16 protein-coding genes are annotated in these 16328 nt (G+C 67.2%); 8 read left to right on the top strand and 8 right to left on the bottom strand.

Features of this window, described 5'->3' with window-relative positions; genetic code table 11:
- Positions 1-51: 51 nt before the first annotated feature.
- Entirely contained in the window at positions 52-1023 is a 972-nt protein-coding gene (locus tag ACI6S0_RS12700; RefSeq protein WP_434403261.1) for an SPFH domain-containing protein, read from the bottom strand.
- A gap of 77 nt (positions 1024-1100) precedes the next feature.
- Between ACI6S0_RS12700 and ACI6S0_RS12695 the strand changes: the two genes are divergently transcribed.
- Together ACI6S0_RS12695 and ACI6S0_RS12690 are read left to right on the top strand one after the other, a co-directional pair.
- A complete protein-coding gene (locus ACI6S0_RS12695; RefSeq protein WP_279730958.1) occupies positions 1101-1916 on the top strand; it encodes an HpcH/HpaI aldolase/citrate lyase family protein in 816 nt (271 codons plus the stop codon).
- 16 nt (positions 1917-1932) lie between these two features.
- Complete coding sequence (locus ACI6S0_RS12690) at positions 1933-2868, top strand: L-lactate dehydrogenase (protein WP_434403260.1); 936 nt, start codon at positions 1933-1935, stop codon at positions 2866-2868.
- A 16-nt stretch (positions 2869-2884) separates the two neighbouring features.
- On the opposite strand, the gene ACI6S0_RS12685 is transcribed toward ACI6S0_RS12690, so the two are convergent.
- Together ACI6S0_RS12685 and ACI6S0_RS12680 are read right to left on the bottom strand one after the other, a co-directional pair.
- The gene (locus ACI6S0_RS12685) at positions 2885-3838 is read right to left on the bottom strand and encodes a quinoprotein relay system zinc metallohydrolase 1 (RefSeq protein ID WP_434403259.1); all 954 of its coding nucleotides are present in this window, start codon (positions 3836-3838) and stop codon (positions 2885-2887) included.
- Positions 3835-4659 (bottom strand): quinoprotein dehydrogenase-associated SoxYZ-like carrier, encoded by an 825-nt coding sequence (locus ACI6S0_RS12680; RefSeq protein WP_434403258.1) that lies wholly within the window; start codon positions 4657-4659, stop codon positions 3835-3837. The genes ACI6S0_RS12685 and ACI6S0_RS12680 overlap by 4 nt, the downstream gene beginning before the upstream one ends.
- 105 nt (positions 4660-4764) lie before the next feature.
- Between ACI6S0_RS12680 and ACI6S0_RS12675 the strand changes: the two genes are divergently transcribed.
- Entirely contained in the window at positions 4765-5295 is a 531-nt protein-coding gene (locus ACI6S0_RS12675) for a rhodanese-like domain-containing protein (RefSeq protein ID WP_434403257.1), read from the top strand.
- Between the two features lie 88 nt (positions 5296-5383).
- The gene (locus ACI6S0_RS12670; protein WP_017501382.1) at positions 5384-5827 is read left to right on the top strand and encodes a pseudoazurin; all 444 of its coding nucleotides are present in this window, start codon (positions 5384-5386) and stop codon (positions 5825-5827) included.
- A 63-nt stretch (positions 5828-5890) separates the two neighbouring features.
- On the opposite strand, the gene ACI6S0_RS12665 is transcribed toward ACI6S0_RS12670, so the two are convergent.
- Genes ACI6S0_RS12665 through ACI6S0_RS12650 form a run of 4 tightly spaced genes read right to left on the bottom strand, consistent with a single transcriptional unit; the run spans position 5891 to position 10690 of the window.
- Entirely contained in the window at positions 5891-8395 is a 2505-nt protein-coding gene (locus ACI6S0_RS12665) for an ABC transporter permease (RefSeq protein WP_434403256.1), read from the bottom strand.
- A gap of 24 nt (positions 8396-8419) precedes the next feature.
- Positions 8420-9112: an ABC transporter ATP-binding protein gene (locus ACI6S0_RS12660; RefSeq protein ID WP_313336252.1), complete on the bottom strand. Its 693-nt coding sequence runs from the start codon at positions 9110-9112 to the stop codon at positions 8420-8422.
- An 11-nt stretch (positions 9113-9123) separates the two neighbouring features.
- Complete coding sequence (locus ACI6S0_RS12655) at positions 9124-10437, bottom strand: efflux RND transporter periplasmic adaptor subunit (protein ID WP_434403255.1); 1314 nt, start codon at positions 10435-10437, stop codon at positions 9124-9126.
- A gap of 52 nt (positions 10438-10489) precedes the next feature.
- Entirely contained in the window at positions 10490-10690 is a 201-nt protein-coding gene (locus ACI6S0_RS12650; protein ID WP_004208062.1) for a hypothetical protein, read from the bottom strand.
- A gap of 184 nt (positions 10691-10874) precedes the next feature.
- Between ACI6S0_RS12650 and ACI6S0_RS12645 the strand changes: the two genes are divergently transcribed.
- Together ACI6S0_RS12645 and ACI6S0_RS12640 are read left to right on the top strand one after the other, a co-directional pair.
- On the top strand, positions 10875-12284 hold the full coding sequence (locus ACI6S0_RS12645; RefSeq protein ID WP_434403254.1) for a sigma-54-dependent transcriptional regulator: 1410 nt from the start codon (positions 10875-10877) through the stop codon (positions 12282-12284).
- The gene (locus ACI6S0_RS12640; RefSeq protein ID WP_434403253.1) at positions 12274-13614 is read left to right on the top strand and encodes a sensor histidine kinase; all 1341 of its coding nucleotides are present in this window, start codon (positions 12274-12276) and stop codon (positions 13612-13614) included. Before ACI6S0_RS12645 ends, ACI6S0_RS12640 begins: the two co-directional genes overlap by 11 nt.
- 18 nt (positions 13615-13632) lie before the next feature.
- On the opposite strand, the gene ACI6S0_RS12635 is transcribed toward ACI6S0_RS12640, so the two are convergent.
- Entirely contained in the window at positions 13633-14679 is a 1047-nt protein-coding gene (locus ACI6S0_RS12635; RefSeq protein ID WP_313228960.1) for an NADP(H)-dependent aldo-keto reductase, read from the bottom strand.
- A gap of 201 nt (positions 14680-14880) precedes the next feature.
- On the opposite strand from ACI6S0_RS12635, the gene ACI6S0_RS12630 reads away from it, so the two are divergent.
- Together ACI6S0_RS12630 and ACI6S0_RS12625 are read left to right on the top strand one after the other, a co-directional pair.
- The gene (locus ACI6S0_RS12630; protein WP_004208058.1) at positions 14881-15531 is read left to right on the top strand and encodes a DedA family protein; all 651 of its coding nucleotides are present in this window, start codon (positions 14881-14883) and stop codon (positions 15529-15531) included.
- 117 nt (positions 15532-15648) lie between these two features.
- A complete protein-coding gene (locus ACI6S0_RS12625; protein WP_169860141.1) occupies positions 15649-16302 on the top strand; it encodes a YjbE family putative metal transport protein in 654 nt (217 codons plus the stop codon).
- The last annotated feature ends 26 nt before the right edge of the window (positions 16303-16328 follow it).

Below are 16328 nucleotides of genomic sequence, written 5' to 3'. Positions count from 1 at the left end.
AGCCGGCTTTGCCTGACAGTGCTGCCCGATGACCGCGCATCGCCACGCGCCTCAGCCCTGCGCCTGGCCGAATGGGCCCCGGCGGGACGCGGCGGGTGGGGCTGGCGGGGTGGGGGTGTCGGCCAGCGCTTCCTTGGCGAGCTGGCCGATGCCGCCGAGCGTGCCGATCAGCTGGGTTGCCTCGACCGGGAAGAGGATGGTCTTGGCATTGGGCGAGGTGGCGAATTGTTGCACCGCGTCGGTATATTTCTGGGCGATGAAGTAATTGAGCGCCTGCGGATTACCGGCCGCGATCGCGTCCGACACCATCTGGGTCGCCTTGGCTTCGGCTTCCGCCTCGCGCTCGCGGGCTTCGGCATCGCGGAAGGCGGCTTCGCGGCGGCCTTCGGCTTCCAGGATCTGCGACTGTTTCTGGCCCTCGGCGCGCAGGATCTCGCTGCTTTTCAGGCCCTCTGCCTCCAGGATGTTGGCGCGCTTCTCGCGCTCCGCCTTCATCTGTCGGCCCATGGCGTTGACGATGTCGGCGGGCGGGCGGATGTCCTTGAGTTCCACGCGGGTGATCTTGATGCCCCAGGCGTTGGTGGCGTGATCGACCACGGAGAGGAGGCGGGCGTTGATCTCGTCGCGCTTCGACAGGGTTTCGTCGAGGTCCATCGAGCCCATCACGGTGCGCAAATTGGTGGTGGCGAGCTGCATGATGGCGACATAGAGTTCGGACACTTCATAGGCGGCCTTGGCGGCGTCGAGCACCTGGAAGAAGACCACGCCGTCGACCGACACCATGGCATTGTCCTTGGTGATGATTTCCTGCCCCGGAATGTCGACGACCTGCTCCATCATGTTGATCTTGCGACCGACGGCGTAGAAGAAGGCGGGGTAGAAATTGAGGCCGGGCTTCGCCACCTCGGTAAAGCGGCCGAAACGCTCGATGGTATATTGATAGCCCTGCCGCACCACCTTGACGCTGACCGCCAGGTAGAAGAGCACCAGAAACGTGACCGTGAGTGCGAAGGTCGTCACCATATGTCCTCCCCAATGTGGGAGCGCACTATGGCGGCTATTCGTTAACGGGAAAAGGCAAAGTGATGGAGAGACATAAGATGCAGTTGCGCCACGCCCGATCCCTGTTGTTCCTGCCCGCGTCCAATCCGCGCGCGGTGGCCAAGGCGCGCACGCTGGCGTGCGACATGGTGATCCTGGACCTGGAGGATGCGGTGCCCGACGCGGACAAGGCGGCGGCGCTGGACGCGGCGGTGGAGGCCGTGGGCGAGGGCTTTGGTGGGCGGCTGATGGCGGTGCGGATCAATGTCGAGGGGATGCCCTCGCATGGGCCCGAGATGGTGGCGCTGAAGCGCACCGCGGCCGACTATGTGGTGCTGCCCAAGGTCGAGAATGCCAAGCAGGTGAAGGATGTCTATTCCGTCGCGCAGAAGCCGGTGATCGCGATGATCGAGAGCGCGAAGGGCGTGCTGGCGGCGCCGGGAATCGCGGCGGGCGAGGGCTGTGCGGCGCTGTTCGTGGGCACCAATGACCTGCGCAAGGATCTGGCGATACCGCCGTCGGCCGGGCGGGCGGGGCTGGCCCATGTGCTGCAGAGCGTGGTGCTGGCGGCGCGGGCGGCGGGGATCGCGGTGTTCGACGGCGTGTTCAACCGGCTGGACGACGAGGCGGGGCTGGAGGCGGAATGCGCCGAGGGCCATGGCTTCGGCTTTGACGGCAAGACGCTGATCCACCCCGGACAGGTGCCGGTGGCGAACCAGGCGTTCGGCCCGGACGCGCAGGCGGTGGCGGATGCGCGCCGGTTGATCGAGGCGGCGACGGGCGGGGCCGAGCGCTTCGAGGGGCGGATGATCGAGGCGATGCATGTCGACGAGGCGCGGGCGCTGGTGGCGCGGGCGGAGGCGGTCGGGCAATAGCGAAAGGCGACAAGGCATGGCGGTGCGGTTCGACAAGGTTGCGATCATCGGGACCGGCCATGTCGGTGCCACGGCCGCCTATGCGATGATGCTGCGCGGGCTGTTTACCGAGATCGTGCTGATCGACGCGGACGGGCCGCGCGCACAGGCCGAGGCGCTGGACATTGCCGACGCCAATGCGCTGGCGCGGCCGGCCCATGTCCTGCGCGGCGACTATCGGGATGCGGGCGATGCGGCGATCGTGGTCATCACCGCCGGCGCGACCACCCATGGCGAGGAAAGCCGGCTGTCGGTCGCCGGACGCAGCGCCGCCATCGTGGCGGACTGTGCGCGGCGGGTGGTGGAAGCGGGCTTTGGCGGGGTGATGATCGTCGCGTCCAACCCGGTCGATGCGATGGCGCAGGTGGCGCAGCGCGCGTCGGGGCTGCCGGTGGGGCAGGTGATCGGCACCGGGACGCTGCTCGACAGCGCGCGCTTTCGCCGACGGCTGGCCGACCGGCTGGGGGTGGCGCCGGTGTCGGTCGAGGGACAGGTGCTGGGCGAACATGGCGACAGCGAGGTGGCGGTCTTTTCGGGCGTGCGGATCGGCGGGGTGACGCTGGACCAGTTTCGCGGCGGCGCGGTGCTGGACCGGGCGGAACTGGCGCATGAGACGATGCGGGCGGGCTATGCGATCAACTATGGCAAGGGCCATACAAGCTATGGCGTGGCGACGGCGATCGTGCGGCTGTGCGAGGCGGTGCGGCGCGACGAGCAGGTGGTGCTGCCGGTGTCGACGCTGGCCCATGGCGAATGCGGGGTGGCGGGCGTCTATCTGAGCCTGCCCTGCGTGATCGGGGCGCTGGGGGTGAGCCGGGTGCTGGCACCGGACCTGGATGCGGAGGAACGGGCGGCGCTGCAGGCGTCGGCGGCGGTGCTGCAGGGCATCATGGACGGGCTGGAATCCCATTGAAAAATCGCCGGCGATATCATCCTTCGGGCAGGTCCACCCTGGGCAGAAGTTCTGCCTCCAGCGCGGGATAGAGGTGCGCGACGCTGCGTTGCAGTTCGTAGCGGGCGGCGGCCATGGTGGCGAAGCGGTCGGGGATGGGGAGCGTGCCGGCCTCCACCATGTCGAGGCCGGACTGCACGGCGGTTCGCAGCGTCGCATCGAGCCAGTCGAGCCAGTCGCGGGTCTGGGCGATGGCGCGGGTGCCGGCGGGATCGAACGGGCCATGGCCGGGGATCGCCGCCTTGTGCGGCAGCTTTGCCAGCGCATCCAGACTCTCGCGCCAGCGGGCGAGGTTCGCGGTCGGGGTGCTGGGCGCGCGGTCGAGGAAGAGCAGGTCGCCCGCGATCAGCGTGCCGGTGCGTTCGTCCAACAAGGCGAGATCGGCATTGCTGTGGCCGGCGAGCGGCAGCAGTTGCAGGCGGCGGCCGCCGAAATCCTCCGCCGGCTGGTCGATCCGCCGGCCCGGCAGGGCGAGGTCGGTGCCGCGCATCCAGTCGCCCAGCAGGCGATAGAGCGCATCGGAAAAACCGCGCCCGTCCCGTTCCATGTCGGCGATGGTGCCGGGCAGGGCGGCGACGATGGCGGGATCGAAAGCGGCGATGCCCATGCCATGGTCGGGATGGAGATGGGTGACATAGACCCGCACGACCGGCTGGCCGGTCAGCGTCTCCGCCATTTTCCTGAGCATGTGGCCATAGCGGATCGACGGGCCGGCATCGACCAGCAGCGTGCCGGCCGGGGTGGCGATGATCGTAATATTGGCGATCGCGCCGCCATTGGCGAACAGCATCGGTTCATCGGCGCCATGGATCATCCACAGGCCATCGGCGACCGGCTGCGGATCGATGCGATAGTCATCGGTTGCGGCGCCGGTCAGCAGCGGGAGGGCGCCGGTCATGCCGGCCAGCGCCTGTCGGCGGCTGAGCATCATCGGCCGGTCGCGCCGGTGGCGGCGGGCAGGGGCGACTGGCGGGCGACCATCACCTTGGCGAGATAGGCGCGGCCATTGGTGTCGCGCGCGGCGATGGAGAGCGTGTCGCCGGGATGGGCGCGGGGCATCAGGGTGATGGCGGGGTCTTCGGCCACGGCGGCCCATATCTCCATCTGACCAAGCAGGCGGCCGTCAGGGCCGGTCACGCGCATCTGTTCGATATGATAGGTCGGGATATTGGCGACGAAGCCGGTGTCCATCGGATGGCGGAAGGTGACGCGCAGCCGGCTGGCGCCATCGGCCATCGGCCAGGCTTCGCCCCGCATTTCGCCCAGATGCTGGGCCCAGTCGCCCTTCACCCGGCTGACCGGCGGGGCCGAGCAGCCGCCGCCTGCCGCATCGACCCAGCCGCCGCTGACCAGCCATTGGCCGTCCGCCAGCTGCACCGCGCCGCGCACCGGGGTGCGCTGGTCGAGCTTGATGCGGGTGGCGACATAAGGTTCGGCGCCGTCGGGCCGATAATCGATGGCGATCGGGATGGGATTGAGATCGGCGAGGATCAGCATGCGCCTGATTGGACCGAGGCCGCGCGCGTCGAGCGCGACCGGGAAGCTGCGCTGGTTTTCCGCGATTTCGGGATAGCTGACCTTCACGCGCGGATCGAAGCGGACCGGATCGTCGCCGAAGATGGTCTGCGCATGGGCGGTCCACATGGGCGAATGCAGCGGATCGGCGGGATAGGGCGCGCGGGCAGGCGCGACGCCGCCGATCGCCAGCAGGCAGGACATGGCCATGGCTGTCAGGGTCTTGCGCCTGTTCATCCTCTTCTCCCAAAGTCCATGCCTAGCGCCGGGAAAAACCGGCTACCATTGCACCTTGGGTCGTGGAGCCTGGGAGGGATGGGGATGCGGGCAAGGATCGGGCTGATGGCGGCGCTGCTGCTGGTGCCTGGCGTGACGGAGGCGCAGGCGCAGGAGGCCGGGCTGTTCGATGCGGCTGGCTATCGCATCGCTTATTATCGCAGCCCCGTGCATCGCCCGCCCGAGGGGGTGGGGCGGATCGCACCGGCTGCTATCGCGGGGTTGCGGCCTGATATCGACATGATCCTGATAGATGTGCTGCCGGCCGAGGGCGGCCATCGCGCGGCGGACGGACGCTGGCAACTGGCCCAGCCGCATGAGAGCATCCCCGGCGCCCACTGGTTTCCCGAAAGCGGGCGGGGCGCGCCGATGCCGGATATCGCCGACTGGTTCGCGCGCGGGGTTGCGCGGCTGACCGGCGGGAGGCGCGACCGGATGATCGTCACCTTCTGCCGCGCGGATTGCTGGATGGGCTGGAATGCGGCGCGACGGCTGCGGGCGATGGGCTATCGCAATATCTGGTGGCTGGCCGAGGGAACGGACGGCTGGCGCGATCTGGGACGCGACCTGACGCCCGTCCAACCCGCGCGCCGATAGGACCAAAGGTCAATTGTCTGGCCCCCGTTTCTGGGCATGTTGCACGCTAACGGGGTAGTTCAAACCATTGATTTTCGGGAGAGAGTAAATGCTTCATCGTTCGGCGCTGGCGATCATCGGCGGCCTGGCCATGGCCAGTGCGATGCCGGCCGCGGCCAAGGATATCACCGTCCATATGAAGAACAAGGGCGCCGATGGCGCGATGGTGTTCGAGCCGTCCTTCGTGAAGGCGGCGCCCGGCGACGTGATCCATTTCCAGCCGACCGATCCCAGCCATAATGCCGAGACCATCTCCACCATGTTGCCGGCCGGCGCGACCCCGATGAAGGGGGCGATGAACAAGGAGGCGGTGCTGACCGTCAGCAAGCCGGGCCTCTATGGCATCAAGTGCATGCCCCATTATTCGATGGGCATGGTGGCGCTGGTGCAGGTGGGCAAGCCGACAGCGGCCGATGTGACGGCGGCCAAGGCGGTCAAGCTGCCGCCCTTCGCCGCCAAGCGGATGAATGCGGCGCTCGCCCAGGTGAAATAAGCGCGGGCCAGTCCCGCAAACAGGCAGGCCGGTCATCCACCAGGATGGCCGGCCTGTTTTCTGTCATTCGTAGCGCAGCGCGTGGATCGGGTTGGTGCGCGCAACGCGGAAGCTGTGCGCGCCGATCGTGAGGATCGCGATCAGCAGCGCCAGTCCGCCGGCCAGCAGGAAGGGCAGGGGCGTCAGCGCGATGCGGGAGTCGAAGCCGTTGAGCCAGTCGCGCATCACCCACCAGGCGACCGGCCAGGCGATGAGGTTGGCGATCAGCACCGGGCGGGTGAACTGCCAGACCAGCAGTTGCACGATCTTCCCCGTGCTGGCGCCCAGCACCTTGCGGATGCCGATTTCCTTGGTCCGGCGTTGCGCGGTGAAGGCCGACAGGCCGAACAGCCCAAGGCAGCCGACGATCACCGCCAGCAGGGCGAAGGCGGCGAAGGCCTGGGCCCGTGCTTCCTCGGCATGATAGACTTCGCGCACGATGTCGTCGCTGAAGCGGGCGGTGAAGGGCACTTCGGGAGCGAGCCGCTTCCACACGCTTTCGATCCGCGCCAGCACCGTCGCCGGATTGCCATGATAGCGGATCAGCATTTCGTTATGATTGTCGCGATCGAAGAGGAAGAAGATCGGGTCCATCGGATCGCGGATCGAGCGGAAGCGCGAATCCTGGACGACGCCGATGATGGTGATGGGCACGCTGCCGCCAAATTCGTCGCGCACCAGACCGCCGCGCACCTGCTTGCCGATCGCGTCCTGCGGTGAGGCAAAGCCCAAGCGCTTGACCGCCAGTTCGTTGACCACGGTATTGGCGCCGCGCGCGGCAAAGGCCCGCTCGGCCTCCGGATCCTCCGGGAAGGGACGGGTGATGTCGTCGATCGGCCGGTTGATGTCGAAGCTCCGCCCGGCAAGCAGCTTGATGCCCATCGTGTCGAAGAATTTCGTGTCGACCTGATAGATGCCCATGCTGATCGGCTCTTCACGGCCGGGCACCAATATGCCGCTGTTGGTGTTGTTGGTGGTGCTGATGCCGATATTGGTGCGGCCGACCGAGGTCACGCCGTCGACCTTCTCGATTTCCCGCACCATCGTGTCGAGCACCGGGTCGAGCTGGCGGCGGCTGATGCCCGAAATCTGGATCAGCCCTTCGCGCTTGTAGCCGGGATCGGAATTGCGGGCATAGAGGGTCTGGGCATAGACCACCGCGGTGCAGATGATGAGGCCGATCGACACGGCGAACTGGGCGACCACCAGTGCGCTGCGCAGCCGGCCCGATCCTTCCGCATCGGCGGCCGACTTGTTGGCCTTGAGCACGCGGGCGGGCTGGAAGCGGGACAGGTAGAAGGCGGGATAGGCGCCGCCGGCCACGCCGACCAGCAGCACCAGGCCGATGATCGGCAGGATGAGGCCGCCGCTGCCGAAATAATGGAGGCTGAGGTCCGCGTCGAGGAAGCGGCTGACCAGCGGCAGCAGCAATTCGGTCAGCGCCAGCGCGACCAGCATCGCCACCGCCGAGACCAGGATGGATTCGCCGATGAACTGCAACACCAGCTGGCGGCGATTGGCGCCCAGCACCTTGCGCAGGGCAACCTCCCGCGCGCGCTGGCTGGCGCGGGCGGTGGCGAGGTTGACGAAATTGACGCAGGCCATGCCCAGGATCAGCAGGGCGACGATGGCGAAGGTGATGATCGAGCCGCGATCATTGCCCGGCGTCATCGACCCGTTCTGGGCCCGGCCAAGATGGACGTCGCGGACATTGACCAGGGCGAAGTTCATGTCGTCGCCCTGGTTGAAGCGGCGGCCGCCGAAAAACTGGTCGGGGATGTTGCGCTTTTCCCATTGCGGCAGCTGGGCGTTGATCGCCTTGACATCGGCGCCGGGCTTCAGCCGGACATAGATCCAGCCCGACTGCCAGCCATATTGGCTGAGGAAATCGGGTGTCTGCGCCCAGTAGCTGGGCGGATCATAGCGGGCGAGCATGGTGAGCTTGAGGTGCGAAGCCTTGGGCAGATCCTTGAGCACGCCATTGACGCGATAGTCGGTCGAGATGCCGCGCGAGATGAGCGTCAGCGTCTGGCCCATCGGGTCTTCGCTGCCGAAGCGGCGCTTCGCCTCGCTGTCGGTCAGCACCATGTCGCCGGGCTTGGCCAGCGCGGTGCGCGGATCGCCCTTCACCAGCGGCAGGTCGAGCACGTCGAATACCGGGCCGTCGACGAATTTCATGTCGTCCACTTCGGTCGCGACGCCGTTGCGCAGCACGACTGGCCCCGCCGACAGCAGATGGACGGCCGCCGCGATCTGCGGGAAATCCTTCCGCAGCGCCGCCTGCGCGACATAGGGCGCCATCTGCAGGTTGTTTTCGCGGCCGCCATGCGGATCGGTATAATAGGTCTGGAACTGGAAGGTCCGGTCCGCCTGCGGCATCCAGGCGTCGAAGGTCAGTTCATTGCGGACGAACAGCAGGATGATGAGGCAGGCCGCCATGCCGGTCGCCAGCCCCAATATGTTGATCGCCGCATAGGTGCGGCTCTTGAGCAGCGACCGCAGGCCGACCGTCAGATAATTGCGCCACATGGGAAGTCTCTCCGTCTTGGGCTATCAGGCGGCGCGGCGCCGTTCCTGCAGGATGCGGCCGTCCAGCATGTGGACGACGCGGCTGGCATAATCGGCATGGGCGGGCGAATGGGTGACCATGACGATGGTCGATCCTTCGGCGTTGAGCGTCTGGAGCATCTTCATCACTTCCTCGCCATGGCTGGTGTCGAGATTGCCGGTCGGTTCGTCGGCCAGGATCAGGCGCGGTTCGGACACCAGCGCGCGGGCGACGGCGACGCGCTGCTGCTGGCCGCCCGACAACTGGCTGGGGCGGTGGCGGGCGCGATGGGCGATGCCGACCCGGTCCATCACCGCCTCGACCTTCGCCTTGCGCTCGGCGGCGGGCATGGCGTGATAGAGCAGGGCGAGTTCGATATTCTCGGCCACGCTCAGTTCGTCGATCAGGTTGAAGCTCTGGAAGATGAAGCCCAGATGCGTCTTGCGGATGCCCGCCAGCTTGGGTTCGGGCAGGCCGGCAATCTCGGTATCGCCAAAGCGGTAGGAGCCGCTCGACGGGCTGTCGAGCATGCCGATCATGTTCAGCAGGGTCGACTTGCCGCAGCCCGACGGGCCCATGATCGCGACAAATTCGCCCTGGAAGATGTCGAGGTCGATCGCGTCGAGCGCGGTGGTTTCGACCATGTCGGTGCGATAGACGCGGCTGAGTTCACGCAGGCTGAGCAACGCTTGGGTCATGTCTTTGCCTTTCACTTCTTTTCGAGGACCAGCCGATCCTTGTCGGCAAACCCGGTATAGGGGGATGTGAGCACCTGCTCGCCGGGCTCCAGCCCGTCGAGAATCTCGATATAATCGGCGTTGCGCCGGCCCAGGCGCACGGCGCGCTTCACCGCCTCGCCGCCGTCGGGCGTCACCACGAACACCCAGCTGCCGGTGTCATTGTAGAAGCTGCCATTGGGGATGAGGCGCGCGCGCACCGGATCGCCCAGCGTCAGCTTGGCCTGGAGCGTCTGGCCGCGCTGGATCTGGGGCGGTTCGCCGTCGAGGAATTGCAGGTCGATCTCGAACTGGCCGTTGCGCACGGTCGGATAGATTTTCGCGACCTTCATCCGATAGCTCTTGCCGGCCCAGTCGACCGTCGCGGTCTGGCCAAGCTGGACGCGGGGCAGATAGAATTCGTCGATCCCGGCGACCAGCTTGTTGCGGCCGGGGCTGTCGATCTGGCCCAGCCGTTCGCCGCGCGCCATCGACTGGCCGACCTGGATCGAGAAAGCGGAGACGGTGCCGGCGACCGGCGCGCGCAGATTGAGCGCCTCCAGGCTGGCGCGGGCGACACCGAGGCTGGACTGGAGGGTTTCGGCCGAGGCGCGCAACTGGGCGAGCTGGCTGGTCTGGAGCCGCTCGTCGGTCTGCTGGGTGCGGGCGAGGACGGCCCGGCGATCGCGCTGATAGCTGAGGTCATCGCGCGTGTCGGCAAAGGTCCGGCCGGCGACGAAGCCGCGCGCGGCCAGCGGCGCTTCCCGCTCATATTGGCGCTGCGCCTTCTTGAGGTCGAGATCGGCCTCCAGCATGGCGCGGTTGTTGGTGAGCCGGTTCTGCGACAGCGCCAGTTCCTGGCTGCGCATCGAATTGAGCTGCTGCGTCACTTCGGTCTGGCGGGCGAGGACCGACAGTTGCAGTTCGGCGTTGGACAGGCGGGCGAGCAACTGGCCCTTCTGGACGGTGGCGCCATCCTCGACCAGCACCTCTTCGACCCGGCCGCCCTCGATCGCGTCGAGATAGACGGTGATGAGCGGGGTGACGCGCGCGCGCAGCGGCAGGAAATCGTCGAACCGGCCCTGGCTGACGGTGGAAACGACGATGCGGTCGGCCGGCAGGGTCTGGCTGTTGCTGCTGGGCATATAATACCAGGCGGTGCCGAGCAGTGCGATCGCGCCGGCGGCGCCCAGCGCGATCTTCGCGCGCAGCGGCAGGGTCTTGCGCGCCACCACCCGGTCCATCGCGCCGCCACTGGTGGGCGCGGCGGCCCGCGGCGTTTCGCTGGGCATGCTGACGACGCTCATGCGCGGCGGCTCCACTGTCCGATTCCGAACATTGCTTGTCCGATACCGAACATCAGGCGAGGAAGGGCTTGCAGCCGGTGCCGGCGCGGGCGGGACAGCGGAGATGCCCGGCCTCGGCCGCCATCTGGCGTGGCGCTTCGCAGCCGAACGGCCGGGAAGCGGCCTGCGGCGCGGCCATCACCAGCAGGGTGGCGGCGATGCCGAGCAGGATCGAAAGCGGTTTTGACAGCGAGGAGCCGGGCCGGCGATACATTGTCAGTCTCCATCTGGACATGGGCGCGCACGCCCTTTGCCCGATGCTTCGCAAGCGGCGTGCCAGTTGCCTTTTTGCGGGCATGTGCGGGACAGAATCCGGGTCGTGACGGGTCTGGCACGGATATTGATTGCACGGTTCCGGACAGGCGCTGTACGGGAGCGAACGGATGACAGAGGGGCGGATGACACAGGAGAAGCCATTCGAGCTGTGCGTCGTCATCGATGATGATGATGACATATTGCTGGCCGCGCGCCTGTTGCTGCGCGCGATCTTTGGCGAAGTGCTGACCTTTCGCGACCCCGAATCCGCCTTTGCCGCGACCGCCGGCCTGACCCCCGAAGCGTTCCTGCTCGACGCCAATTTCTCGCGCGGGGCGACCAATGCGGCGGAAGGGTTCGAATGGCTCGGCCGTTTCCTGGCGCGCGATCCGCAAGCGGTGATCGTGATGATTACCGCCCATGCCGGGGTGCAGGTCGCGATCGAGGCGATGAAGCGCGGTGCAACCGATTTCGTGACCAAGCCCTGGTCGAACGAGCGGCTGCTGGCGACGGTGCGCACGGCCGCAGCGCTGCGCGCGTCGCGCAAGGCGGTGGCGCAGAAGGACAAGGTGGCGATGATCGCGGCGGCGCCGGCGGGGGAGACGCCGCTGCTCGGCACGTCGCCGGCGATGGCGCGGGTGCAGCAACTGATCGACCGTGCCGCGCCGACCGACGCCAATGTGCTGATCCTGGGTGAGAATGGCACGGGCAAGGAACTGGTCGCGCGCGAACTGCATCGCCGATCGCGCCGGGCCGAGCGGATCATGCTGCCGGTGGACCTGGGCGCGGTGGCCGAAAGCGTGATCGATTCCGAATTGTTCGGGCATGTGAAGGGCGCCTTCACCGATGCGCGGGCCGACCGGATCGGTCGGTTGCAGGCGGCCGATGGCGGCACCCTGTTCCTGGACGAGATCGGCAATCTGCCGCTGCACCTGCAGCCCAAGCTGCTGACCGCGCTGGAGCAGCGCAAGGTGACGCCGGTGGGCGCCAACAAGCCGGTGGCGGTGGACATCAGGGTGATCGCCGCGACCAACCTGAGCGCCGGGCAGATCGCGGACGAGGGGCGGTTCCGCCAGGATCTGCTGTTCCGGCTCAATACGGTCGAGATAGTGCTGCCGCCGCTGCGCGAGCGGCGCGAGGATATTCCCGCGCTGGTCGCCCATTATCATGCGCTTTATGCCCGCAAATATGCCCGGCCGGTGCATCCGATCGCGCCCGATCTGATGGCGGCGCTGATCGCCTATGACTGGCCGGGCAACGTCCGCGCGCTGCGCCATGCGATCGAACGGGCGGTGATCCTGGCCGGGGACGCGCCCTTTGGCATCGAGGATATCCCGCTGCGCAGCCATGGCAGTCCCGAGCCGGTCCGGATCGACCGCGCCGCCGTGGTGGAGGCGCCGCCACCGCCCGACGACATGAATCTGGAACGGGTCGAGCGGCGGCTGGTCGAGACCGCGCTGATGAAGCATGGCTATAATATCTCCAGCGCCGCCGCCGAACTGGGCCTGACCCGCGCCTCCCTCTATCGCCGCATGGAAAAACATGGGCTTTGATCGGCGCTTCTCGATCGGCCTGGCGCTGCGGCTGGTCATGGCGATGGCGTGCCTGGCGGCGCTCGCCTGGGCGCTGATGACGCCGGACCTTGGCGCGGTGCGCATCCTGTGCGCGATCGGGGCGGCAGTCAGCGCTATGGCGCTATGGCATCATGTGCGCCGCGCCAATTTCGAACTGGCCCGCTTTGTCGAGGCGATCGAGTTTGGCGACCTGCAGGCGCGCTTTGCCCGGCCGGGGTCGGACAGCGGCTTCGACCAGCTGGGCGCGGCGCTGGATCGCGGCATCCGCAAGCTGCGCGACGATCGGGTGCGCTTGCAGGAGGCGTCGCGCTTCTACGAGGCGCTGGCCGATGACGCGCCCGCCGCGCTGCTGACGATCGCGCCCGATGGCCGGATCGAACCGGTGAACAAGGCGGCGCGCAAGCTGTTCAACCGCCATGCCGGGGTGCGGCCGGACGATTATGCCCCCTATGGCGGCCATTTCGCCGCGACGCTGACGGCGCTGGAGCCGGGGCGCAGCCAGACCATGTTGATCGAGACCGATATCGGGCCGCAGCGCGTGCTGATCCGCTGCGCCAGCCTGACCCGGCTGGGCGGGGCGACGCGGGTGATTGCGGTGCAGGTGATCCAGCAGGCCCTGAACGCGGTCGAGGTGGCGGCGCAGAGCGACCTTATCCGCGTGCTGACGCACGAGATCATGAATTCGATGACGCCGGTGACATCGCTCGCCCGCACCGCGTCGGACCTGATGGCGCAGGCGGACGATGGCGGCGATCCGCTGATCGCCGATGCCCGTGCCGCCGTCGATACGCTGGCCCGGCGCGCCGACGGGGTAATGCATTTCGTCGAAACCTATCGCACCATCACGCGCCCGCCGCTGGTCGATCGCCGCCTGTTCGCGGCGCGGCCCTTTGCCGATGAACTGGCCAAGCTGTTCGCGGCCGATGCCGATCGCGCGAGCGTGCATCTGGAGGTGCGGGTCAGCCCGGCGGACCATCGCATCGATGCCGATCCCGACCTGTTGGCGCAGGTGGTCATCAACCTGCTGCGCAATGCGGCGGATGCGGCCGAATGCCATCGCGACCGGCCCGAAGTGTCGCTGAGCATCGCCGCGATCAACGCCGGGCGCACCCGGATCGAGGTGGCGGACAATGGCCCCGGCGTGCCCGAGGCGCTGCGCCACGACATTTTCCTGCCCTTCTTCACCACCAAGAAGACCGGCAGCGGCATTGGCCTGAGCCTTGGCCGGCAGGTGCTGCTGGCGCATGACGGCACGATCGAGATCGACAGCGCGCCGTCGGGCGGCGCGCTGTTCCGGCTGACGTTGTAGCGCGGCGGCCGGCCCCGGTCAGGGGCAGGGATCGGGCAGGTCGCGATGGACCGCCTCGATCGCGGCGATGGCGTCGGCGCTGAGCGTCAGGTTGACGCTGTCAATGTCGGCCCTGAGCTGGTCCAGCGAGGTTGCGCCGATGATCGTCGCAGTGACGAACGGGCGGCTGTTGACATAGGCGAGCGCGAGCTGTGCGGGATCAAGGCCATGGGCATGGGCGATCGCGACATAGCGGGCGGCGGCCGGGGCCTGGCCGGGCAGGTCGTAGCGGACGAACTGGCGCGCCACGTCGCGGCGGGTGCCGGGCGCGATCACCCCGCCCAGATATTTGCCGGTCAGATTGCCGCCGGCGAGCGGCGAATAGGCGAGCAGGCCGACATCTTCACGCAGGGCAAATTCGGACAGGCCGATTTCGAACACGCGGTTGAGCAGATTATAGGCGTTCTGGATCGACGCGATGCGGGGCAGGCCCTGGTCCCGCGCCAGGCGCAGATATTCGCTGACGCCCCAGGGCGTTTCGTTCGACACGCCGACATGGCGGATCTTGCCCGCCTTCACCAGATCGGCAAGGGCATCGAGCGTTTCCTCGATCGGCACGGTGTCGGGCCGGTCGGCCAGAGCGGACAGGCCGCGCACGCCGAAGGAGGGGACGGGCCGGTCGGGCCAGTGGACCTGATACAGATCGATATAGTCGGTCTGCAACCGGCGCAGGCTGTCGTCGATTGCCTGTTCGATGTTCCGACGATCCAGCCGGTCCGCGGTGCGGATGCCGCGCGAGGGGTCGCGGGCGGGGCCGGCCACCTTGGTCGCCAGGATGATGTCGTCGCGCTTCTTCCGCCCGGCGATCCAGCTGCCGATATAGGCTTCGGTCAGGCCCTGGGTGTCGCGGCTGACCGGGGTGACCGGATACATTTCGGCGGTGTCGATGAAATTGACGCCCTGGCCGATCGCATAGTCGAGCTGGGCGTGCGCTTCGGCTTCGCTGTTCTGCGATCCCCAGGTCATGGTGCCAAGGCAGATCAGGCTGACCCAGAGGTCGGTTCGACCGAGCGTGCGATATTCCATATGTCATGGCCCTTTCGTGGCAAGCGACTGGTTTCTAGCCGTTTGTCGGGAAATGCAAAGCCATGGCGGGATCGGTTGAGAAACTATCATTGACAGCATCCGTCCGGCCGCAGACAGGAAACAACTCGTCCATCGGTTAACCAAAGGCTCATCGGATCGCCCTAGGTTGCGACTCCTTCCCTGTTGGTGCGTTGATCGAGCATGTCTGACCTGTCTGATCTCATCCTGGACATGATTACCCGCTATGGCTGGTGGAGCGGGCCGATCATCGGCGTGCTGGCCTTTTTCGAATCGCTGGTGGTGATCGGGCTGTTCGTGCCGGCGATCGCCACGATGATCGCGGTCGGCGGGCTGATCGGGGCGGGGCTGGTCGATCCGGCGCCGGTGTTCGCCTGCGCCGTGTTCGGCGCGATCCTGGGCGACTGGGTATCCTATACGCTGGGGCGGTCGGTCGGGCCGGCCATCTATCGCCATCGCTGGCTGCGCGGGCATCGGCTGGCCTTTGCGCGGGCGCGGCTCTTCTTTCGCCGCTATGGCTTCATCTCGGTGCTGCTTGGCCGCTTCCTGGGGCCGGTCCGCTCGACCGTGCCGGTGGTCGCGGGCGTGGTGAAGATGCCGCATGGCCCGTTCCAGATCGCCAATATCCTGTCCGCCCTGTTGTGGGTGCCGGCGCTGCTGCTGCCTGGCTATCTGGCCGGCGGCCGTCTGACCCATTTCGATTTCGAGGCGGAGCATTTCGCCATGATGGCGCTGGGCCTGTGCCTGGTGCCGCTGCTGCTGGGGTGGCTGGCGATCCGTTTCTTCAACAAGCCGCGCCAGCGGCATCGCACCATGTCCGCACAGCGCGGCTGAAAGGTTGATGACAGGCTGCTTCGCTAATCGGCGGCGGCCCAATTCACACCCAATAGGCTGTTCGCTGCGGCGGTGATGTTCTTCACGTCGTTGCCTTGCGGGACGGCGAGAGGATTTATGAACGACATCTGGACTCACATAGTCGCCGATTTTTCCAATCTCGGCTCTCCATCCGCGCTGGCCGCCTTTGGCCAGGTCGTGCTGATCGACATCATGCTGGCGGCGGACAATGCGATCGTCGTCGGCGCGCTGGCGGCCGGCCTGCCGCCTGCGTCGCGGCGCAAGGTGATCGCGATCGGCGTGATCGCCGCGCTGGTTCTGCGCATCGCCTTTGCCCTGCTGGTGACGCAGTTGATGCAGCTTGTCGGCCTGGTCTTTGCCGGCGGCCTGTTGCTGGTCTGGGTCGGCTGGAAGATGTGGCGCGAACTGCGCGCGCATGGCGAACCGGAAGATGCCGAGGATATTGCCGGCAAGGCGGCGCCCAAGGGCTTTGCCCAGGCGGCCTGGGCGGTCGCGATCGCCGACGTCAGCATGAGCCTGGACAATGTGCTGGCGGTGGCCGGGGCGGCGCGGGAGCATCCCGGCATCCTGGTGATCGGCCTTGTCCTGTCGGTGGCGCTGATGGGCGTGGCGGCGAACCTGCTGGCCCGCGTGATCGAACGCTATCGCGCGATCGCCTATTTCGGCCTGGTCGTGATCCTCTATGTCGCCGGCAAGATGATCTATGAAGGGGCGATCGACCCGGCCACGGGCCTCATCACCCTGTTCTGAGAGCTGGTTTGGAAAATGCGCGGGAG

The sequence above is a fragment of the Sphingobium sp. DN12 genome (assembly GCF_051058005.1).
Lineage (GTDB): Bacteria > Pseudomonadota > Alphaproteobacteria > Sphingomonadales > Sphingomonadaceae > Sphingobium > Sphingobium yanoikuyae.
The sequence above is the reverse complement of the archived record's forward strand: the minus strand, read 5'-3'. Positions and strand labels throughout refer to the sequence as shown.